The organism is Marivita sp. (assembly GCF_965656765.1).
In the GTDB taxonomy this organism is placed as follows: Bacteria; Pseudomonadota; Alphaproteobacteria; order Rhodobacterales; family Rhodobacteraceae; genus Marivita.
This window is the reverse complement of record NZ_CBFHLV010000039.1, coordinates 1-16,082: the sequence shown is the minus strand read 5'-3', so window position 1 is coordinate 16,082 and position 16,082 is coordinate 1. Positions and strand designations below refer to the sequence as shown.

At 57.5% G+C, this 16,082-nt stretch carries 15 protein-coding genes and 1 pseudogene; 11 read left to right on the top strand and 5 right to left on the bottom strand.

Features of this window, described 5'->3' with window-relative positions; genetic code table 11:
• Positions 1-15: 15 nt before the first annotated feature.
• Positions 16-1,623, bottom strand: a pseudogene (locus tag ACTG4M_RS11400) (capsule biosynthesis protein).
• Positions 1,601-2,260, bottom strand: a complete 660-nt coding sequence (locus ACTG4M_RS11395) for an ABC transporter ATP-binding protein (RefSeq protein ID WP_439123783.1) — start codon at positions 2,258-2,260, stop codon at positions 1,601-1,603. The pseudogene ACTG4M_RS11400 and the gene ACTG4M_RS11395 overlap by 23 nt, the downstream one beginning before the upstream one ends.
• A gap of 521 nt (positions 2,261-2,781) precedes the next feature.
• Here ACTG4M_RS11395 and ACTG4M_RS11390 point away from each other — a divergent pair.
• The 5 genes from ACTG4M_RS11390 (at position 2,782) to ACTG4M_RS11370 (ending at position 8,388) form a co-directional block, all read left to right on the top strand.
• A complete protein-coding gene (locus tag ACTG4M_RS11390; RefSeq protein WP_439123782.1) occupies positions 2,782-3,888 on the top strand; it encodes an ABC transporter ATP-binding protein in 1,107 nt (368 codons plus the stop codon).
• A gap of 108 nt (positions 3,889-3,996) precedes the next feature.
• On the top strand, positions 3,997-5,109 hold the full coding sequence (locus tag ACTG4M_RS11385; RefSeq protein WP_439123781.1) for an extracellular solute-binding protein: 1,113 nt from the start codon (positions 3,997-3,999) through the stop codon (positions 5,107-5,109).
• Between the two features lie 90 nt (positions 5,110-5,199).
• The gene (locus ACTG4M_RS11380; RefSeq protein WP_439123780.1) at positions 5,200-5,487 is read left to right on the top strand and encodes a DUF1330 domain-containing protein; all 288 of its coding nucleotides are present in this window, start codon (positions 5,200-5,202) and stop codon (positions 5,485-5,487) included.
• 3 nt (positions 5,488-5,490) lie between these two features.
• Positions 5,491-7,194 (top strand): ABC transporter permease, encoded by a 1,704-nt coding sequence (locus ACTG4M_RS11375; RefSeq protein WP_439123779.1) that lies wholly within the window; start codon positions 5,491-5,493, stop codon positions 7,192-7,194.
• Between the two features lie 3 nt (positions 7,195-7,197).
• Complete coding sequence (locus ACTG4M_RS11370) at positions 7,198-8,388, top strand: ABC transporter permease (protein ID WP_439123778.1); 1,191 nt, start codon at positions 7,198-7,200, stop codon at positions 8,386-8,388.
• A 116-nt stretch (positions 8,389-8,504) separates the two neighbouring features.
• On the opposite strand, the gene ACTG4M_RS11365 is transcribed toward ACTG4M_RS11370, so the two are convergent.
• Entirely contained in the window at positions 8,505-9,374 is an 870-nt protein-coding gene (locus ACTG4M_RS11365; protein ID WP_439123777.1) for a branched-chain amino acid aminotransferase, read from the bottom strand.
• Between the two features lie 161 nt (positions 9,375-9,535).
• On the opposite strand from ACTG4M_RS11365, the gene ACTG4M_RS11360 reads away from it, so the two are divergent.
• Genes ACTG4M_RS11360 through dxs form a run of 6 tightly spaced genes read left to right on the top strand, consistent with a single transcriptional unit; the run spans position 9,536 to position 14,792 of the window.
• Positions 9,536-10,045 (top strand): MarR family winged helix-turn-helix transcriptional regulator, encoded by a 510-nt coding sequence (locus ACTG4M_RS11360; protein WP_439123776.1) that lies wholly within the window; start codon positions 9,536-9,538, stop codon positions 10,043-10,045.
• A 1-nt stretch (position 10,046) separates the two neighbouring features.
• Positions 10,047-10,748, top strand: coding sequence for a response regulator (locus ACTG4M_RS11355; protein ID WP_439123775.1), 702 nt, complete (start codon positions 10,047-10,049; stop codon positions 10,746-10,748).
• 51 nt (positions 10,749-10,799) lie between these two features.
• A complete protein-coding gene (locus ACTG4M_RS11350) occupies positions 10,800-11,726 on the top strand; it encodes a histone deacetylase family protein (protein ID WP_439123774.1) in 927 nt (308 codons plus the stop codon).
• On the top strand, positions 11,723-11,965 hold the full coding sequence (locus ACTG4M_RS11345; RefSeq protein WP_439123773.1) for an exodeoxyribonuclease VII small subunit: 243 nt from the start codon (positions 11,723-11,725) through the stop codon (positions 11,963-11,965). The genes ACTG4M_RS11350 and ACTG4M_RS11345 overlap by 4 nt, the downstream gene beginning before the upstream one ends.
• A gap of 10 nt (positions 11,966-11,975) precedes the next feature.
• A complete protein-coding gene (locus tag ACTG4M_RS11340) occupies positions 11,976-12,845 on the top strand; it encodes a polyprenyl synthetase family protein (RefSeq protein ID WP_439123772.1) in 870 nt (289 codons plus the stop codon).
• Between the two features lie 21 nt (positions 12,846-12,866).
• Positions 12,867-14,792 (top strand): 1-deoxy-D-xylulose-5-phosphate synthase, encoded by a 1,926-nt coding sequence (gene dxs, locus ACTG4M_RS11335; RefSeq protein ID WP_439123771.1) that lies wholly within the window; start codon positions 12,867-12,869, stop codon positions 14,790-14,792.
• On the opposite strand, the gene ACTG4M_RS11330 is transcribed toward dxs, so the two are convergent.
• Positions 14,789-15,421: an exopolysaccharide biosynthesis protein gene (locus ACTG4M_RS11330; protein WP_439123770.1), complete on the bottom strand. Its 633-nt coding sequence runs from the start codon at positions 15,419-15,421 to the stop codon at positions 14,789-14,791. The genes dxs and ACTG4M_RS11330 overlap by 4 nt on opposite strands.
• Positions 15,418-16,082, bottom strand: a 665-nt coding sequence (locus tag ACTG4M_RS11325) for an SDR family oxidoreductase (RefSeq protein WP_439123769.1), incomplete at its 5' end; no start/stop codon positions are given. The genes ACTG4M_RS11325 and ACTG4M_RS11330, both read right to left, overlap by 4 nt.

The window sequence follows — 16,082 nt, the reverse complement described above, 5'->3', positions numbered from 1 at the left end:
CTCCGCCTTGGCGCTTTAGTTAGCGACCTGTTCGCGGAGGATTGACGCGGTGAGGGAGATGAGCAGGTAGATGCCCGAGAAGATCAGGAAGGTCAGCAGTGTGTTCTCGAACGCACGTGGATAGCTGGGGTCTTGGGCCGCGAGCGGATAGACCGAGGTGGTGAGGTACCGCGCCTGGCTGTCGGCGTCGCGGCGCGCTTGGTCGAGCCGTTCCAACGCGGCGGCCAGCATCATGTCGCGGGTCGCCAGATCGGCCTCGGCCAGTTGGATCTGCACAGCCGTTTCGGCAAGCGATCCGGCGCCCGCGCTTTCGGCGGTCATCTCGGCGTTGATCTCAGCCTTGAGGGCATCAAGCCGGCGGATATCGGCCTCGACGCCTTCGACACGGCTGCGGTTGGGACGGGCGTTGTCCATCAACGCCTGCAGCTGCAGGTTCTTTTCCTGAAGCTGGGTTTCGACGGATTCGATGCGGGCCTGCAACGATCCGATACGTGCGCGCGGATCAAGCACGGCGCTGTCCTGTTGCAGACGGACAAGCCGTTCCTGCGCCACGCGACGCGCAGCTTCGGCCTCTTCCAGACCCAGCTGGGCGTCTTTCACCGCGTTCTCGCGCTTGCGGGCAGACAGGTTGTCGACCCGTTCCTCGGCATAGCCGATCAGCGCGGTCGAGAAATTGGCCGCCACTTGCGGGTTGGCCGCAGCGACCTCCATCCGGATCACGCCTTCGGTCGGATCATAGCCGATCTAAACGTATTTCTTATAGAGCTTGAACATGTCCTCGGACGTGGCATCGGGTTCAAGCCGACGCAGCGGATCAAGGTCAGGCTGCGAGAAATGCGCCTTGAAGCCTTCGTCTTCATCAAGCCGCAGCATCGCATCCTTGGAGGTCAGGTAGCTTTGCACCGCGATGGCGTCCTGATTGGTCGCGAATTGCGTGCCGGAAAACAGCCCGCCCATCGCGCCCCCGCCGGTTTCGGCCTTGAGGATCAGGAATTCGGATTTCGAGGCATACATCGGCGTGGCGACGGCAAAGAAATACCAGCCCGCGATCAGCGTCGGCAGCAACACAAACGCCGCCAGCCGCGCAAACAACATCCGCATCCGGCTGCGCCTGCGCCGGGCCATGTCCTTCTGGATCGCCATAATCTCCTGCGCACGCCGCTCCGCCGGGCTCCGGCTGTCCGTGGCAGGGAGGTTTTTAGTGTCGGACGTGGTCTGGGGCAGTTGAGGCTGTTCGGCGAGCGGCTTGTCGGATGCCCGTGTCTTCAGCTTTTCCTGCGCGGCCGCGGGTACCATGAGATCAAGCGCGTTTTCGCGCTGAAACGGGTCTATGCCCTTAAGGCGGAGAAGATAAACAGCCTCGAAATCCGAGGCGGGTTCAAGGCCATGTTTCTGTGCAATCCGGCGGGCCATGCGAAGTTGGCGGCCTGTCAGCCCTTCGTCGCGAATGGCGACTAGCGCCTGTTCAACGCCGCCATCTGCTGGCCGCGGGATGCGCGGCTGGGGTGCCTCGGCAGCTGTGCTGGCCGAAGCTGGGTGACCGGCAGCAGCCACTTGACCATTGCCGGGGCCTGACTCGCTACGGCGAATGCGAAAGCGTTTAGCCTTGGGTTTCGTAGTCATAGAGCTGTTTCGCTTCTTCCAAGGTGTCAAACATGTGCAGCTGGCCGTCCATGAGAACAGCCGCCTTACTGACAAATCTTGCCAGCGTTTCGGGTTGGTGAGACACGATTATCATTGTTGTGGTGCGCAGCCGTTCGGCAAGGATGTCACCTGCCTTGCGATTGAACTCCACATCCGTGTAGGTCGGCATCCCTTCGTCCACGAGGTAGATGTCGAAATCGAGCGCCAGCATCAGCGCAAACGTGAACCGCGCGCGCATGCCAGAGGAGTAGGTGCCCAGCGGTTGGTCGAAATATTCGCCAAGATCGCAGAGCCACCGGCAATATGCCTCAACGTAGTCGGGATCGAGGCCATAGAGACGGGCGATGAAGCGCGAATTCTCCATCGCGGTGTGTTTGGTGACGACACCGCCCATGAAGCCCAATGGAAAGGACACCCGGCTGGTCTTGCGGATTTCACCCTCGTCGGGTTTTTCCAAACCGGCCATCATTTTGATCAATGTCGTCTTGCCGGTGCCGTTGGGAGCCAGAATTCCCAGCGATTGCCCCAATTCGACGCGGAACGACGCCTGATCCAGGATCACCTTGCGGTGTGACCCCGTCCAGAACGATTTGCTCACATTGTCGAATTCAAGCATCAAAACCCCGATTCACGTCCGTACAGGGATTGCACGGGTTGGTTTCCAAAGGGTGTAGAGGGCGAGTTTGACTGGATTGTGGCCAATCCGTAGCAAAAACCGGGTATTGTCTCTGACTGGCGGTCATTCGCTGCAAGCGACTTAAAGGCGTTCCATTTAGGAACGAGTCTTATGAGGGTACTGTGGGGCTGCAGGATTCTCCGACGCCGGGAACAATCAGCTTCCAAAGCGTCGCGAATCGCCAACCGTGGGTTTCGTGACTCTGGCCTTATCTCTGTCAGATGCGTGCCATATCACATCAGAGAGAGTCCCAGTGACTGCAGTTGTTCCAAGCGAAATGTCTGATTTCTCTTGCTTGGCAGGCATTTTTCCCGTCTTTCCGGCCCAGAACTGCCCAAAAGACCTGCAAATGTCGTTCTTGGCGCGAAACTTGGGCAACCGTGTTGCAATATGGGACGCAACGCGATTTATTTCATCCAGACAAGCGGAAGCAATCCGTGGACCAAACAGGGAGTTCGTTTTTGCCCGACACGTCAAACAGTGACGCGTTCGTCGAATTTGAACGAGTGCAAAAGAGCTACGACGGCGTACAGCTTGTCGTAAAAGACCTTAACCTCACCATGCCGAAGGGCGAGTTTCTGACGATGCTCGGACCGTCGGGATCGGGGAAGACCACTTGCCTGATGATGCTGGCCGGGTTCGAAACAGCGACCCATGGCGACATTCGGCTTGATGGCAAACCGATCAACAACATCCCGCCACACAAACGTGGGATCGGCATGGTTTTTCAGAACTATGCGTTGTTTCCGCATATGACGATTGCGGAAAACCTGAGCTTTCCTTTGGAAGTGCGCAATATCGGCAAGTCCGACCGCGAAGCCAAGGTGAAACGGGCGCTGGATATGGTCGAGATGGGCGCCTTTGGCGGACGTCGACCAGCCCAGCTTTCGGGCGGTCAGCAGCAGCGGATTGCGTTGGCACGGGCTTTGGTTTTCGAACCCGAGCTGGTCCTGATGGACGAACCGCTGGGCGCGCTGGACAAGCAGCTGCGCGAAAAGATGCAGTTCGAAATTACGGACCTTGCTCACAAACTGGGCATTACCGTTGTTTACGTAACGCACGACCAGACCGAAGCGTTGACGATGTCGGACAGGGTGGCCGTGTTCGATGACGGGCGCATTCAGCAGCTTGCGCCGCCGGATGAGCTTTATGAAGCGCCGCAGAACAGCTTTGTTGCCCAGTTCATTGGGGAAAATAACACGCTCGAAGGCGTCATCCGCGAGATCAAGGGCGATACCTGTGTGGTACAGCTTGACGATGGTGGGCTGATCGACGCCAAACCCGTCAATGTTACGAAGGTCGGGGAACGCACCCGTGTGTCGATCCGCCCCGAACGTGTCGAAATCAACAAAGATCGTCTTCAAGAAGGGGCACATACGCTTAAGGCGGAAGTGCTCGAGTTCATCTATATGGGTGACATCTTCCGGACTCGCCTGAGCGTGGCCGGAAACGACGAGTTCGTCATCAAGACGAGAAACGCGCCGGATCAGGTGCGGCTTGAACCAGGAACGCAGATCGATATCGGGTGGTTGCCCGAGGACTGTCGCGCCTTGGATGCACCCAAATAAACGAATTGTCGCGGGGTCAAAGATTGGCCCCGTGTCACTACAGGCGTTGTTGGTTCGGTCCGACCACAGCGCCACGTATTTTAAGCGGACCGAAACGGGAGAATATGAATGAAACTGTCTAAAACACTTTTGGCGACCAGCGCACTCACCGTTGCCGCCGCAGGTGCGCACGCGCAGGACATGGCGGACAGCATGACGCTCGTTAGCTGGGGTGGAGCCTATCAGGCGTCGCAGCAGAACGCGTATGTAGCCCCCTATATCGAGATGAACCCTGATGTCAGCGCATCCTGGGACGAAAGCTCGGCTGAAGCTGTCGCCAAACTGCGCGCGATGAACGAAGCGGGCAATGTCACATGGGATTTGGTTGACGTCGTTGCCTCCGACGCCATCCGCCTTTGCGACGAAGGTCTGGCGATGGAAGTCGATCACGACGAAATGCTGGCGCCTGCGCCCGATGGCACCGACGCAAGCGATGACTTCGGTGACCTGATCGTCTCTGACTGCTTTATCCCGCAGATCGTGTATTCGACAACGTTTGGCTATCGCACGGACATGGTTCCGGAAGGTGCTGAAGCGCCGAACGACATCTGTGATGTGTTCGACTTGGAAACATATCCGGGCAAGCGTGCGCTTGAGCAGCGTCCGATCAACAACATGGAATGGGCTCTGCTGTGTGACGGCGTCGCAAAAGAAGATGTCTACGATGTTCTGGAAACCGACGAAGGTCAGGACCAGGCTCTGGCAAAACTGGGCACCATCAAGGATGAGGTGATCTGGTGGTCTGCGGGTGCGGACACGCCACAGCTTTTGGCTGATGGCGAGATCTTCATGGGTTCGACCTATAACGGTCGTCTCTTCAGCGTCATCGAAGAGCAGGATCAGCCGGTTGCCATGATGTGGGACGCACAGGTGTTCGACCTTGACGGTTGGATCATCCCGGCGGACCTTCCAGAAGATCGTCTGGCCCGTGTCATGGACTTTGTCAGCTTTGCAACAGACACACAGCGTCTGGCAGATCAGGCCAAGTATATCTCGTACGGCCCGGCACGCGCGTCTTCGGCACCGCTGGTGTCCACACACGCAGAGCTTGGTATCGAGATGGCACCGCATATGCCGACCGATCCGAACAACGCGGCCAACACGTTCCTCTACAACTACGAGTTCTGGGCTGACTATCGCGACGACATCGACGCGAAGTTCCAGGCGTGGCTGGCACAATAAGCCCTAACGGGTTTGGGATAGGCCCTTTGGCCTGTCCCAATACTTTTGGACTGGGCAGTGCTGCCCAGTCTGCACCAAAAGGACAGTAGAATGCCCAAAGGCTATATCATCGGCCATATCACGGTGAACGACCCCGAGGCCTACAAGGAGTACATCGAGCGCGATACGCCGATCCTTGAGAGCTTTGGTGCCAAGTTCATTGTTCGGGGCGGACAGTCCGAAACGATGGAAGGCGAGACGCAGAATCGCCACGTCGTCATAGAATTCGAAGATTACGAGACAGCAAAGCGCGCGTATCACGACCCCGCCTATCAGGAGGTCGCAGAGATTCGCCGTCGCACCGCTACAAGCACAATTATCCTAGTCGAGGGCACCTGAGCCATGACGGACGCAGCAACCGAACCCGACAAGATCACAGGGCCGACGCCCGACAACGCGCTACGTGCAGCCGACAAGGCGGACGATGGTCCGGTTCTTGCGGCAGACGGAAAACCGCTCAAGCAATCGTTGAACCGGGCTTTGCGCGCTCAGAAACTTCGAGCACTGGCACTGATCGCGCCGCTTTTGATTTTTGTTCTGGTCAGTTTTATCGCGCCCATCGGGGACATGTTGTTCCGGTCGGTTGAAAACCAAATTGTTCAGGAAACGCTGCCACGCACTGTCAATGCGCTTCAAGATTACGACGCTGGCTCAGATGTGGTGCCGGGCGACGATGTGTTCGAGGCGGCTTATTATGATGTGTTTTACGCCGCCGAGCGCAAGTTACACACGCGGCTTGGATCGCGTCTGAACTACGAGATGACTGGCGCATCGTCGTTGTTCCGCAAATCGGGTCGTGGTGTTGATGATATCGGGGAAGTTTACCTCGATCAGTTTGAAGACCTTGACGAGAACTGGGACGAGGCCCGTCCGTGGGCGGAACTGATGGGCGATCCCAACTGGATCACCGCGCAGGATGCTTGGGGTGGTGAAGACAGTGGTCCGATGCCGACCTTCGAACTGCGCGAAGGCATTGCCGACATTCTACCACGCACGGCAGCTTCTTACGAAATCTTCGCGAATTTCATGCAGACCGAGGAAGAGGAAAGCCCGCTTGAGGAAGAGCCATGGACGGTTGTTCATACAGCGCTTTACCAAGACCTTAGGGATGGTGACGTTACCGGTTATACTGGTCCGCGCGCCGACATGTTGCAGGCCGCAGACGAACTGGTCGCGAGCCCGGATTTCGAAACAATCGCGTTTCGCGATGGCTTTGAAGAGATCGACGAAGACTGGGTGACGCCGGAAATCTGGCAGACGATCAAGACGTATAGTCCTGCCTACACGTCGGGATACTTTCTGAACTCAGTCGACATGCAGAAGACAGCTGACGGCCCTGCGCTGCGCGACGAAGACGAGCGGATCTATGGGCTGCTGTTCCAGCGTACCATGTTTATGAGTATGGTCATTACGATCAGCTGTATTCTGCTTGGCTATCCGATTGCGTATCTGCTGTCGAACCTGCCAGCCAGAAAAGCAAACCTGCTGATGATCCTCGTGCTTTTGCCGTTCTGGACATCGCTTCTGGTGCGGACGTCGGCATGGAAAGTGATGTTGCAACAACAAGGTGTCATCAACGACGCCCTCGTGTGGTTGGGTATGGTCGCAGATGACGCGCGATTGACGATGATCAACAACCAGTTCGGGACGATTGTTGCGATGACGCATATCCTGCTGCCGTTCATGATCTTGCCGATGTATTCGGTGATGTCGACGATCCCGCAATCCTATGTTCGCGCGGCCAAATCTTTGGGTGCGACCAACTGGACAACGTTCTGGCGGGTCTACTTCCCGCAATCGGTGCCGGGCATCGGCGCGGGCTCGATCCTCGTGTTCATCCTGTCGATTGGCTATTACATCACGCCGGAAATTGTTGGTGGCACCTCGGGTATCTTCATCTCGAACCGGATCGCCTACCACATATCAAGCTCGCTTAACTGGGGCCTTGCAGCTGCGTTGGGGTCCATCCTGCTGGTTGTGGTTCTGGTACTTTATTGGGCCTACGACCGGATCGTCGGCATTGACAACGTGAAATTGGGGGGCTGAGCCATGTCGGAAGCCATTCTCACACCGATCGAGAAAAAGCCCATGGGGTTCACAACGGGCACCTTGGCGGCCGCTGGTGGATTTGCCGGGCTGTTCATAGGCACCGCCCAAGGATCTGGCCTGTTGGGCATCATCATAGGTGCGATCATCATGGCCGCCTTAGCCTTTGTCGCGATGGAAGTTCTGGGCGAAGGTATGGAAAAGCCGGTGCGCTGGGCCACGATCGTGGCAGGCGCTGTGGCTGGATTCCTGTTCAGCGGCGCGCCGGGGCTTATTCTTGGTGCTCTGTTCGGCTGGTTCTTTGGCTGGTTCATTTACTGGGTCGGCATGGGACGCTACCGCGCGCACCTGGTGCCGTATCTTACCGGCGGGCAGGTGCTTTGGCACTATTCGTTCCGTGTGATTTGTGGCGCGATCTTTGTGTTCCTGATCACTCCGATCATCGTGGTGATGCCGCTGTCATTCAACGCCGAGGACTTCTTTACCTTTACGCCTGAAATGCTGCGCTTTGATCCCGCGGGATATTCGCTCAAGCATTACCGTGACTTCTTGACGAACCCCGAATGGACTAGCGCGGTCAAGAATTCGCTGATGGTGGCCCCGGTCGCGACACTGATCTCTGTGACCTTGGGCACTCTCGCCGCGATCGGTCTGAGCCAAAGCCACGTCCCGGGGAAACGCGCGATCATGGCGATCCTGATTTCACCAATGATCGTTCCGCTGATCATCTCGGCGACGGGCATGTATTTCTTCTACTCCAAGATCGGTCTGGTCGGCACCTACTGGGGAATCGTTCTGGCCCATGCTGTGCTGGGTATTCCGTTCGTCATCATCACTGTGACCGCGACGCTTGTGGGCTTTGACCGTTCACTGACGCGTGCTGCGGCGAATATGGGCGCGAATCCGGTGACCACCTTTTTCAAGGTGCAGATGCCGCTGATCCTGCCGGGTGTGATTTCCGGTGGTCTTTTTGCGTTCATCACGTCGTTTGACGAAGTGGTTGTGGTTCTATTCATCGGCTCTGCCGAATTGCAGACGCTGCCATGGCAGATGTTCACGGGTCTGCGTGAGCAGATTTCACCGACGATCCTTGCGGCTGCGACGATCCTTGTGGCTATCTCGATCTGTTTGCTGACCTCGGTCGAAATTCTGCGCCGGCGGTCCGAAAAGCTCAGGGGCATGTCGCCGGGTTAAAGGGAAAGCCGCTTTTCCGGAGATGTGTGGGAGGCTTTTAAACGAGTCTCCCGCGCCAAGCAAAAGGCCCCGCCAGATTGGCAGGGCCTTTTTCGTTTGAAATGTGTCTGTTCAGGTTAGAGGCGGACCAGCTTTTCATAGCCTTCCGCGATATCGCGGGTCAGGGAGCCAACCTCGAAATTATAGTCACCGATCTTGCCAACCGGCGTGACTTCGGCCGCTGTGCCGGTCAGCCAGCACTGCTCAAAGCTTTCAAGTTCTTCCGGCATGATGTGGCGCTCGTGGACTTTCACTTGCTTGTCTTTCAGCATCCCGATCACAGTCTGGCGGGTCAGACCATTCAGGAAGCAGTCGGGTGTTGGCGTGTGTACTTCGCCATCCTTGACGAAAAAGATATTGGCCCCAGTGGCTTCGGCGACGTAGCCACGATAATCAAACATCATCGCGTCCGAACACCCTTTGGCCTCAGCCGCGTGTTTGGACATGGTGCAGATCATGTAAAGACCGGCGGCCTTGGCGTGGCTTGGGATCGTTTCCGGCGACGGACGCTTCCATTTGGAAATGTCGAGTTTTGCGCCCTTCATCTTGGCGTCGCCATAATAGGCGCCCCATTCCCAGGTTGCGATGGCCATGCGGACCGGATTGCGAGCAGAGGCGACACCCATGTCCTCGCCAGCACCACGCCAAGCCACGGCGCGCACATAGGCGTCCGACTGACCGTTGGCTTGGAGAACCGCGTTCTTGGCCGCCTCGATTTCATCCACGGTATATGGGATTTCGAAGTCTATCATTTCCGCGGACCGCTTGAGCCGTTCCGAATGTTCGCGCGACTTGAAAATCTTGCCGTTATACGCGCGCTCGCCCTCAAAAACCGAGCTTGCATAGTGCATTGCATGGGTCAAAATGTGGACATTCGCATCGCGCCAGTCGATCAGCTGGCCATCCATCCAGATCTTTCCGTCGCGGTCATCATAAGTTCCGGCCATTTCAATTCTCCTCGCCAGGATTTGCATAAATTGCGCAAATTAGGTCCGTATCGGACATATTATTGCGCTAAAACTGAGATTCGGTACCATTTGAGTCTTGGAATGTCAACAAGACTGACGTATTTTCAATTCCAACCAAAAGACGGATTGGACGACGGACTATGGCGGAAGGACAATCGCAAAACGCGTCAAGCGGGCAGGCCTTGCTGTATCTCACGGACGAACAGCTGAGGCAGGGGATCGAGGCGATGTTCTTTGCTTATCGTGGCTTTACCGCCGATCCCGATCGCATTCTGGAAGGGCTGTCCTATGGGCGGGCGCACCATCGCGCGATCCATTTCATCCATTGCGCACCGGGGACCACGGTTAACAACCTGTTGGCTATTCTGGGTGTCACCAAACAATCTCTGAACCGTGTGTTGCGCACACTGATCGAAGATGGTCTTGTGACAAGCCACATAGGACGCAGCGATAAGAGAGAGCGGCATTTGACCCTGACCGAGGCTGGAGAGGCGTTGGAACAGCAATTGTCCGATGCACAGCGTGCGCGGATGCGGGATGCCTATCGCAAGGCTGGTCCAGAGGCTGTGGCGGGGTTCAAGACGGTGTTGGAAGCGATGATGGATGATGACATGAAACGCGCCTATCTCGCGCTCAGAGAAGGGCGCTGACATGGCCGATCCTGACGCGCACCTGCTCATTGTCGATGACGACGAGCGTATCCGCGGTCTTTTGCAGAAGTTCCTGATCCGCAATGGGTTTCTTGTGAGTGCCGCCCGTGATGCAGCCCATGCGCGGCGTATTCTGTCGGGATTGGATTTCGACTTGCTTGTTCTGGACGTGATGATGCCCGGAGAGGACGGCATTAGCCTGACGCGAGGTATCCGGGAAACATCAACCACACCGATCCTTTTGTTGACCGCCCGGGCCGAAACCGAAGATCGCATCGCAGGGCTTGAGGCTGGCGCCGATGATTACCTTGCCAAACCTTTCGAACCGAAAGAACTGTTGCTGCGCATCAACGCGATATTGCGCCGGATGCCCGAACAGGTGGCCAATGACGGTGCGCCGAAATACCTGACCCTTGGGCCAATCCGCTATGACACGGAACGTGGAGAAATGTGGCGTGGTGATGATCTTGTGCGGCTTACCTCGACCGAGATCCAGTTGATGAAGGTCTTTGCGGCCAAACCCGGCGAAGCCCTAAGCCGATCCCAACTGGTCGAAGAACTGGGCCGCGACCGCGGCCAAAGCCAGGAACGTGCGGTCGATGTGCAGATCACGCGTTTGCGTCGCAAGCTGGAAGACAATCCAAAGCAGCCGCGCTACCTGCAAACGGTACGCGGCGCCGGGTATATGCTTGCGCCCGACTGACGGGTTTGGTTTTTGCATATTTGAAAAAAGAAGAAGCAGGGGGACGCGCCCATGGCGACGGCATTGATCACTCACGCAGATTGTCTGGAGCATGTTACGCCGGACGGTCACCCCGAACGTGTGGCGCGGTTAGAGCATGTTTTGCACAGCTTGCAGGGTCTGGATCTGCAACGTGTGAGTGCGCCTTTGGTGGACATGGCACATCTGGCCTACGTGCATCCGCAAACGTATATCGATGCGATCCTGAACGGCGCGCCTGACGAGGGCTTCAATCAGCTTGATGCGGATACTTGGATGTCGCCGGGCAGCGTCAACGCAGGACTGCGCGCAGCGGGCGCGGTGGTCAAAGCGGTCGATATGGTGTTGGACGAGGAAGTGGGCAATGCGTTTTGCGCGATCCGCCCGCCCGGTCACCATGCAGAAACGGCAACGCCGATGGGCTTCTGCTTGTTTGGCAATGCCGCCATCGGGTCGAAACACGCGCTTGAGGCGCATGGGCTGAGCCGTGTGGCGGTTGTCGATTTCGACGTGCACCATGGCAATGGCACGCAGGATTTGCTGTGGGATGAGGCGCGCGCGTTGACCATCACCAGTCAGCAGATGCCACTGTGGCCGGGGTCTGGCGATCCGTCGGAAAAAGGCGCGCATGACAATGTGCTGAACATTCCCCTTCCACCTCGCTCTGGTGGAACGGAGATGCGTACGGCATATGCAGCGCAAGTGTTTCCCCGGTTGCGCGATTTCAAACCGGAACTGATCATCATCTCTGCCGGTTTCGACGCGCATCAGGACGACCCGCTGGCCGAATTGCAGTGGGCGACTGAGGATTTTCGTTGGCTGACGCAAAAGCTGTGCGGTTTGGCAGCCGAACTATGTGACGGTCGGGTCGTATCGACTTTGGAAGGCGGGTATGATTTGTCTGCGTTGGCACGCAGCGCCCGTGTGCATGTGGAAGAACTGATGGAGGCCGCGTCATGAGCGACACACCCGTTGACGAGATGAGCTTTGAGGCGGCAATGGCCGAGCTGGAAAAGGTTGTAGGTCAGCTAGAACGTGGTGACGTGGCTTTGGACGAGTCCATTTTCCTGTATGAGCGTGGTGCGGCCTTGAAGAAACGCTGTGAAGCCAAGCTGAACGAGGCTCAGGAAAAGGTTGCGGCGATCACACTGGATGCTGATGGCAAGCCGACGGGCACCGCACCGTTCGATCCTGAGTAAGACCGAGCCGATGTTCTCTGACGCTTTGCGCCGCGATGCTGCCCGGATCGGGGTGCATCTGGATAGTGTTCTTAGTGCTTGTCCTGACCTCCCGGTGATTGAGGGCATGCGCTATGCCGTGGCGGGGGGAAAACGTCTTCGCGGCTTTCTGGTGATGGAAAGTGCGCGGCTCTATGACGTGCCGGAAGCTCAATCAATCTGGCCCGCTGCGGCGATCGAAGCGATCCATGCCTATAGTTTGGTACATGACGATCTGCCATGTATGGACGACGACGATCTGCGCCGGGGTCTGCCAACCGTGCACCGTAAATGGGATGATGGCACGGCTGTCCTTGTGGGCGACGCGCTACAGACGTTTGGGTTCGAATTGGTTCTGGATCCGGCCTGCCATACCGTTGCAGCCGTCCGGGCCGATCTTGCGCTGAGCCTCGCACGCGCGTCTGGGCACAAGGGAATGGTCCTTGGGCAGGCCTTGGACATCTTGGCCGAAACAGCAGAAACCCCGTTGACCCTGGATCAGATCACGGAATTGCAGGCGGGCAAGACAGGCGCGCTGATCATGTGGTCGGCAGAGGCGGGTGCGCGTTTGGCTCAGACTGATCCGGCGCCTTTGACGCAATACGCCACAGCGCTGGGCCTTGCGTTCCAAATTGCCGACGACATTCTGGACGTCGAAGGCGATGAGACTACCGTTGGTAAGGCAGTGGGCAAAGACGCGGACCGGGGCAAAGCCACGTTCGTGTCGTTGCTGGGACTGGATGGCGCAAAACGGCGTGCGTCAGAGCTGGTGGACGCTGCCTGTGATGCCTTGTCACCCTTCGGAGATAGGGCGCAAACCTTGAATGACGCTGCACAGTTCGTTATTTCGCGCGACACCTGATGCGACCCGGAGGCGCGGTACATGTCCTTTTCAACAGAGACCCCGCTTCTGGATACGGTCTCTTCCCCAGCTGATCTAAAGCGGTTTTCCGACGCTCAGCTTGAGCAACTGGCCGACGAGCTGCGCCGTGACACGATTGCCAATGTGTCTCGGACAGGCGGGCATCTGGGGGCTGGCCTTGGTGTGGTTGAACTCACCGTGGCGCTACACGCAGTGTTCGACGCGCCACGAGACAAGATCATCTGGGACGTGTCGCATCAATGCTATCCGCATAAGATTTTGACTGGGCGCCGCGAGCGCATGGGCACTCTGCGTCAAGAAGACGGGCTGTCCGGTTTCACAAAACGATCGGAGTCTTCGTATGATCCGTTTGGTGCGGCTCATAGTTCGACCTCGATTTCGGCGGCGTTGGGCTTTGCGGTTGCGCGGGATTTGGGCGGCAATTGCGACACCGGGCATGGCGATGCGATTGCGGTGATCGGTGATGGCGCGATGAGTGCCGGCATGGCCTATGAGGCGATGAACAATGCAGGGCATCTCAAGAAGCGGCTCATCGTCATCCTGAACGACAACGAGATGAGCATTGCCCCACCCGTGGGTGCGCTGTCGTCTTACCTGTCACAGCTCTATGCTGGCGCGCCGTTTCAGGATTTGCGCGAGGCCGCAAAAGGTGCCGTGAGTTTCTTGCCTGAACCATTCCGCGAAGGCGCCAAGCGCGCCAAGGATATGCTCAAGGGCATGGCTGTCGGTGGCACGTTGTTTGAGGCGCTGGGCTTTTCCTATGTTGGGCCGATTGACGGCCACGATCTGGATCAACTTTTGCCTTTGCTACGGACGGTCAAAGATCGTGCAGATGGGCCGATTTTGATCCATGCGTTGACCAAAAAAGGCAAAGGGTATGCGCCAGCTGAGGATTCGGCGGATCGCGGCCATGCACGTGCGAAGTTTGATTTGGTCACGGGCGAGCAGAAAAAAGCGCCCTCGAACGCGCCTAGTTATACCAAGGTCTTTGCCGATGCATTGTGTCGCGAGGCGGCGGATGATCCGATGGTCTGTGCTGTAACAGCAGCTATGCCGGACGGAACCGGGCTTGACCTTTTTGTTGAACGCTATCCGTCACGCACGTTTGATGTTGGTATTGCCGAGCAGCACGGCGTGACGTTTTGTGCCGGGCTCGCGGCAGGCGGGCTCAAGCCATTTTGCACGATGTATTCAACGTTCCTTCAGCGTGGATATGACCAAGTTGTACATGACGTGGCCATACAGCGGCTGCCTGTCCGCTTTGCCATTGACCGGGCTGGATTGGTTGGGGCTGATGGGGCGACCCATGCCGGCAGCTATGACATCGCGTATCTGGCCAACCTGCCGGGATTTGTGGTTATGGCGGCAGCGGATGAGGCTGAGCTGAAACACATGGTCGCGACCGCTGTTGCGCATAACGATGGACCGATTGCGTTCCGCTATCCTCGTGGAGAGGGTCAGGGCGTTGAAATGCCTGAGCGGGGTGAAATTTTACCGATTGGAAAAGGGCGCATGATCCGCGAAGGCAGCAAGGTCGCCATCCTGTCCTTTGGCACCCGGTTGGGCGAGGTGCTGACCGCGTGCGAGGTACTTGAGGCCAAAGGGATTTCGCCGACTGTGGCCGATGCGCGATTTGCCAAACCGCTGGATCGCGAATTGATTCTCAAACTGGCGGCGGATCATGAGGCGCTGATCACAATCGAAGAGGGGGCGATTGGGGGCTTTGGCAGCCATGTGGCCCAGCTTTTGGCCGAGGAAGAGGTGTTTGACCGTGGCCTGAAGTATCGGTCGATGGTTCTGCCTGACATCTTTATCGATCAAGCGAGCCCGGCAGCGATGTACGAGGTTGCAGGTTTGAATGCCGAACAGATCGAAGCGAAGGTGTTGGATGTTCTTAGCGTGGCCGCGATTGGGAGGCGTGCCTAAAGCAATCCACTGATCAATGCGACCACCACGGCGAGCGACAAACCAAGCACGCTATAGCCCGCGATAAGGACGAACCCGTCTCGGACCATGAGGGCGAAGGCAATCAAGGCCACGCCACCTGCGCTGACCGATGTGAACATAGGCAGGATTTCCAGAAATGGCCATGTCGCAGCAACCACGATGACTGCCAAGAGCGCAAGGCGGTCCATCGGTGGGGCCGACAGAAAGCGCAGCCTGTCACGGCTGTTCCGATCGAGCCACGCGGCAGGTTTGCGGAGATAGCCGACTGCCTTGGATAATTGATCGCCGGTCAAGCGTCTGGAGGCGAGGAATTTTGGAAGCCACAGATGCGTCCGGCCGAAGAAAGCCTGTATCGAGATCGTCAGGATGACCAAGCCACCGATGGTTGGCATCAAGGGAATGATCGACAGCGGCGACACCAATATCAAAGACGGCACAAGTAAAGCGGCCCCGAACGAACGTTCGCCGACACGATCAAGCATGGCTTGAATCGTTAACCCGTCATGCGCGTCGCGCTGTGTGTCATCAGCACCAGTGGCCGGGTTTTCAGGATCAAGCGTATCAAGAACACTGGTCAGCGATCTTGGCGCGGCTTGTTCGGCTGTCACTGTTTGGTCCGTTCCGCCGCTAAAACAGCGGCCAGACCAGCCCTGTAATCCGGGTATTTTAGCGTTACACCCAGATCGGATTTGATCCGGTCGTTTCGCACGCGTTTGCTTTCAGCATAAAAACTACGTGCCATCGGGGACAGTTCTGCTTGCTCAAATGGTGTTTCAGGCGGTGCCGCCACCCCTAGCAGTGTTGCGGCATGTGCGATCACGTCCTGTGGCGGTGCCGGATCATCGTCACACAGGTTATAGACAGTGCCCGGTTTCGGGTCGGCCATCGATGCTTCAAGTACCTGTGCGATGTCTTCGACGTGAATGCGGCTAAACACCTGACCGGGTTTGATGATCCGGCGCGCGGTGCCGTCACGCACTTTGGTAAACGGTCCACGACCGGGGCCATAAATGCCAGCAAGCCGAAAGATGTGAAGTGGCAGATCAGGAATAGCCGCCCACGCGGCTTCGGCATTGACGCGTCGGCGGCCCCGTTCGGTTGCTGGGGATAGTGGTGCACTTTCGTCGACCCAGTCACCCTTCGCGTCGCCATAAACGCCAGTGGTGGACAGATAACCGACCCAGTTTGCGCGCGCGGCCTGCGCTGTAATGTCGGTCTTTATCAATGACAGCGTGGGGTCGCCTGTCTCGGTTGGTCCGGCGGACACAA

Coding starts and splice junctions, on each gene's coding strand:
- ACTG4M_RS11395 (WP_439123783.1), bottom strand. CDS start 2,260: ATGCTTGAATTCGACAATGTGAGCAAATCGTTCTGGACGGGGTCACAC.
- ACTG4M_RS11385 (WP_439123781.1), top strand. CDS start 3,997: ATGAAACTGTCTAAAACACTTTTGGCGACCAGCGCACTCACCGTTGCC.
- ACTG4M_RS11380 (WP_439123780.1), top strand. CDS start 5,200: ATGCCCAAAGGCTATATCATCGGCCATATCACGGTGAACGACCCCGAG.
- ACTG4M_RS11375 (WP_439123779.1), top strand. CDS start 5,491: ATGACGGACGCAGCAACCGAACCCGACAAGATCACAGGGCCGACGCCC.
- ACTG4M_RS11370 (WP_439123778.1), top strand. CDS start 7,198: ATGTCGGAAGCCATTCTCACACCGATCGAGAAAAAGCCCATGGGGTTC.
- ACTG4M_RS11365 (WP_439123777.1), bottom strand. CDS start 9,374: ATGGCCGGAACTTATGATGACCGCGACGGAAAGATCTGGATGGATGGC.
- ACTG4M_RS11360 (WP_439123776.1), top strand. CDS start 9,536: ATGGCGGAAGGACAATCGCAAAACGCGTCAAGCGGGCAGGCCTTGCTG.
- ACTG4M_RS11355 (WP_439123775.1), top strand. CDS start 10,047: ATGGCCGATCCTGACGCGCACCTGCTCATTGTCGATGACGACGAGCGT.
- ACTG4M_RS11350 (WP_439123774.1), top strand. CDS start 10,800: ATGGCGACGGCATTGATCACTCACGCAGATTGTCTGGAGCATGTTACG.
- ACTG4M_RS11345 (WP_439123773.1), top strand. CDS start 11,723: ATGAGCGACACACCCGTTGACGAGATGAGCTTTGAGGCGGCAATGGCC.
- ACTG4M_RS11340 (WP_439123772.1), top strand. CDS start 11,976: ATGTTCTCTGACGCTTTGCGCCGCGATGCTGCCCGGATCGGGGTGCAT.
- dxs (WP_439123771.1), top strand. CDS start 12,867: ATGTCCTTTTCAACAGAGACCCCGCTTCTGGATACGGTCTCTTCCCCA.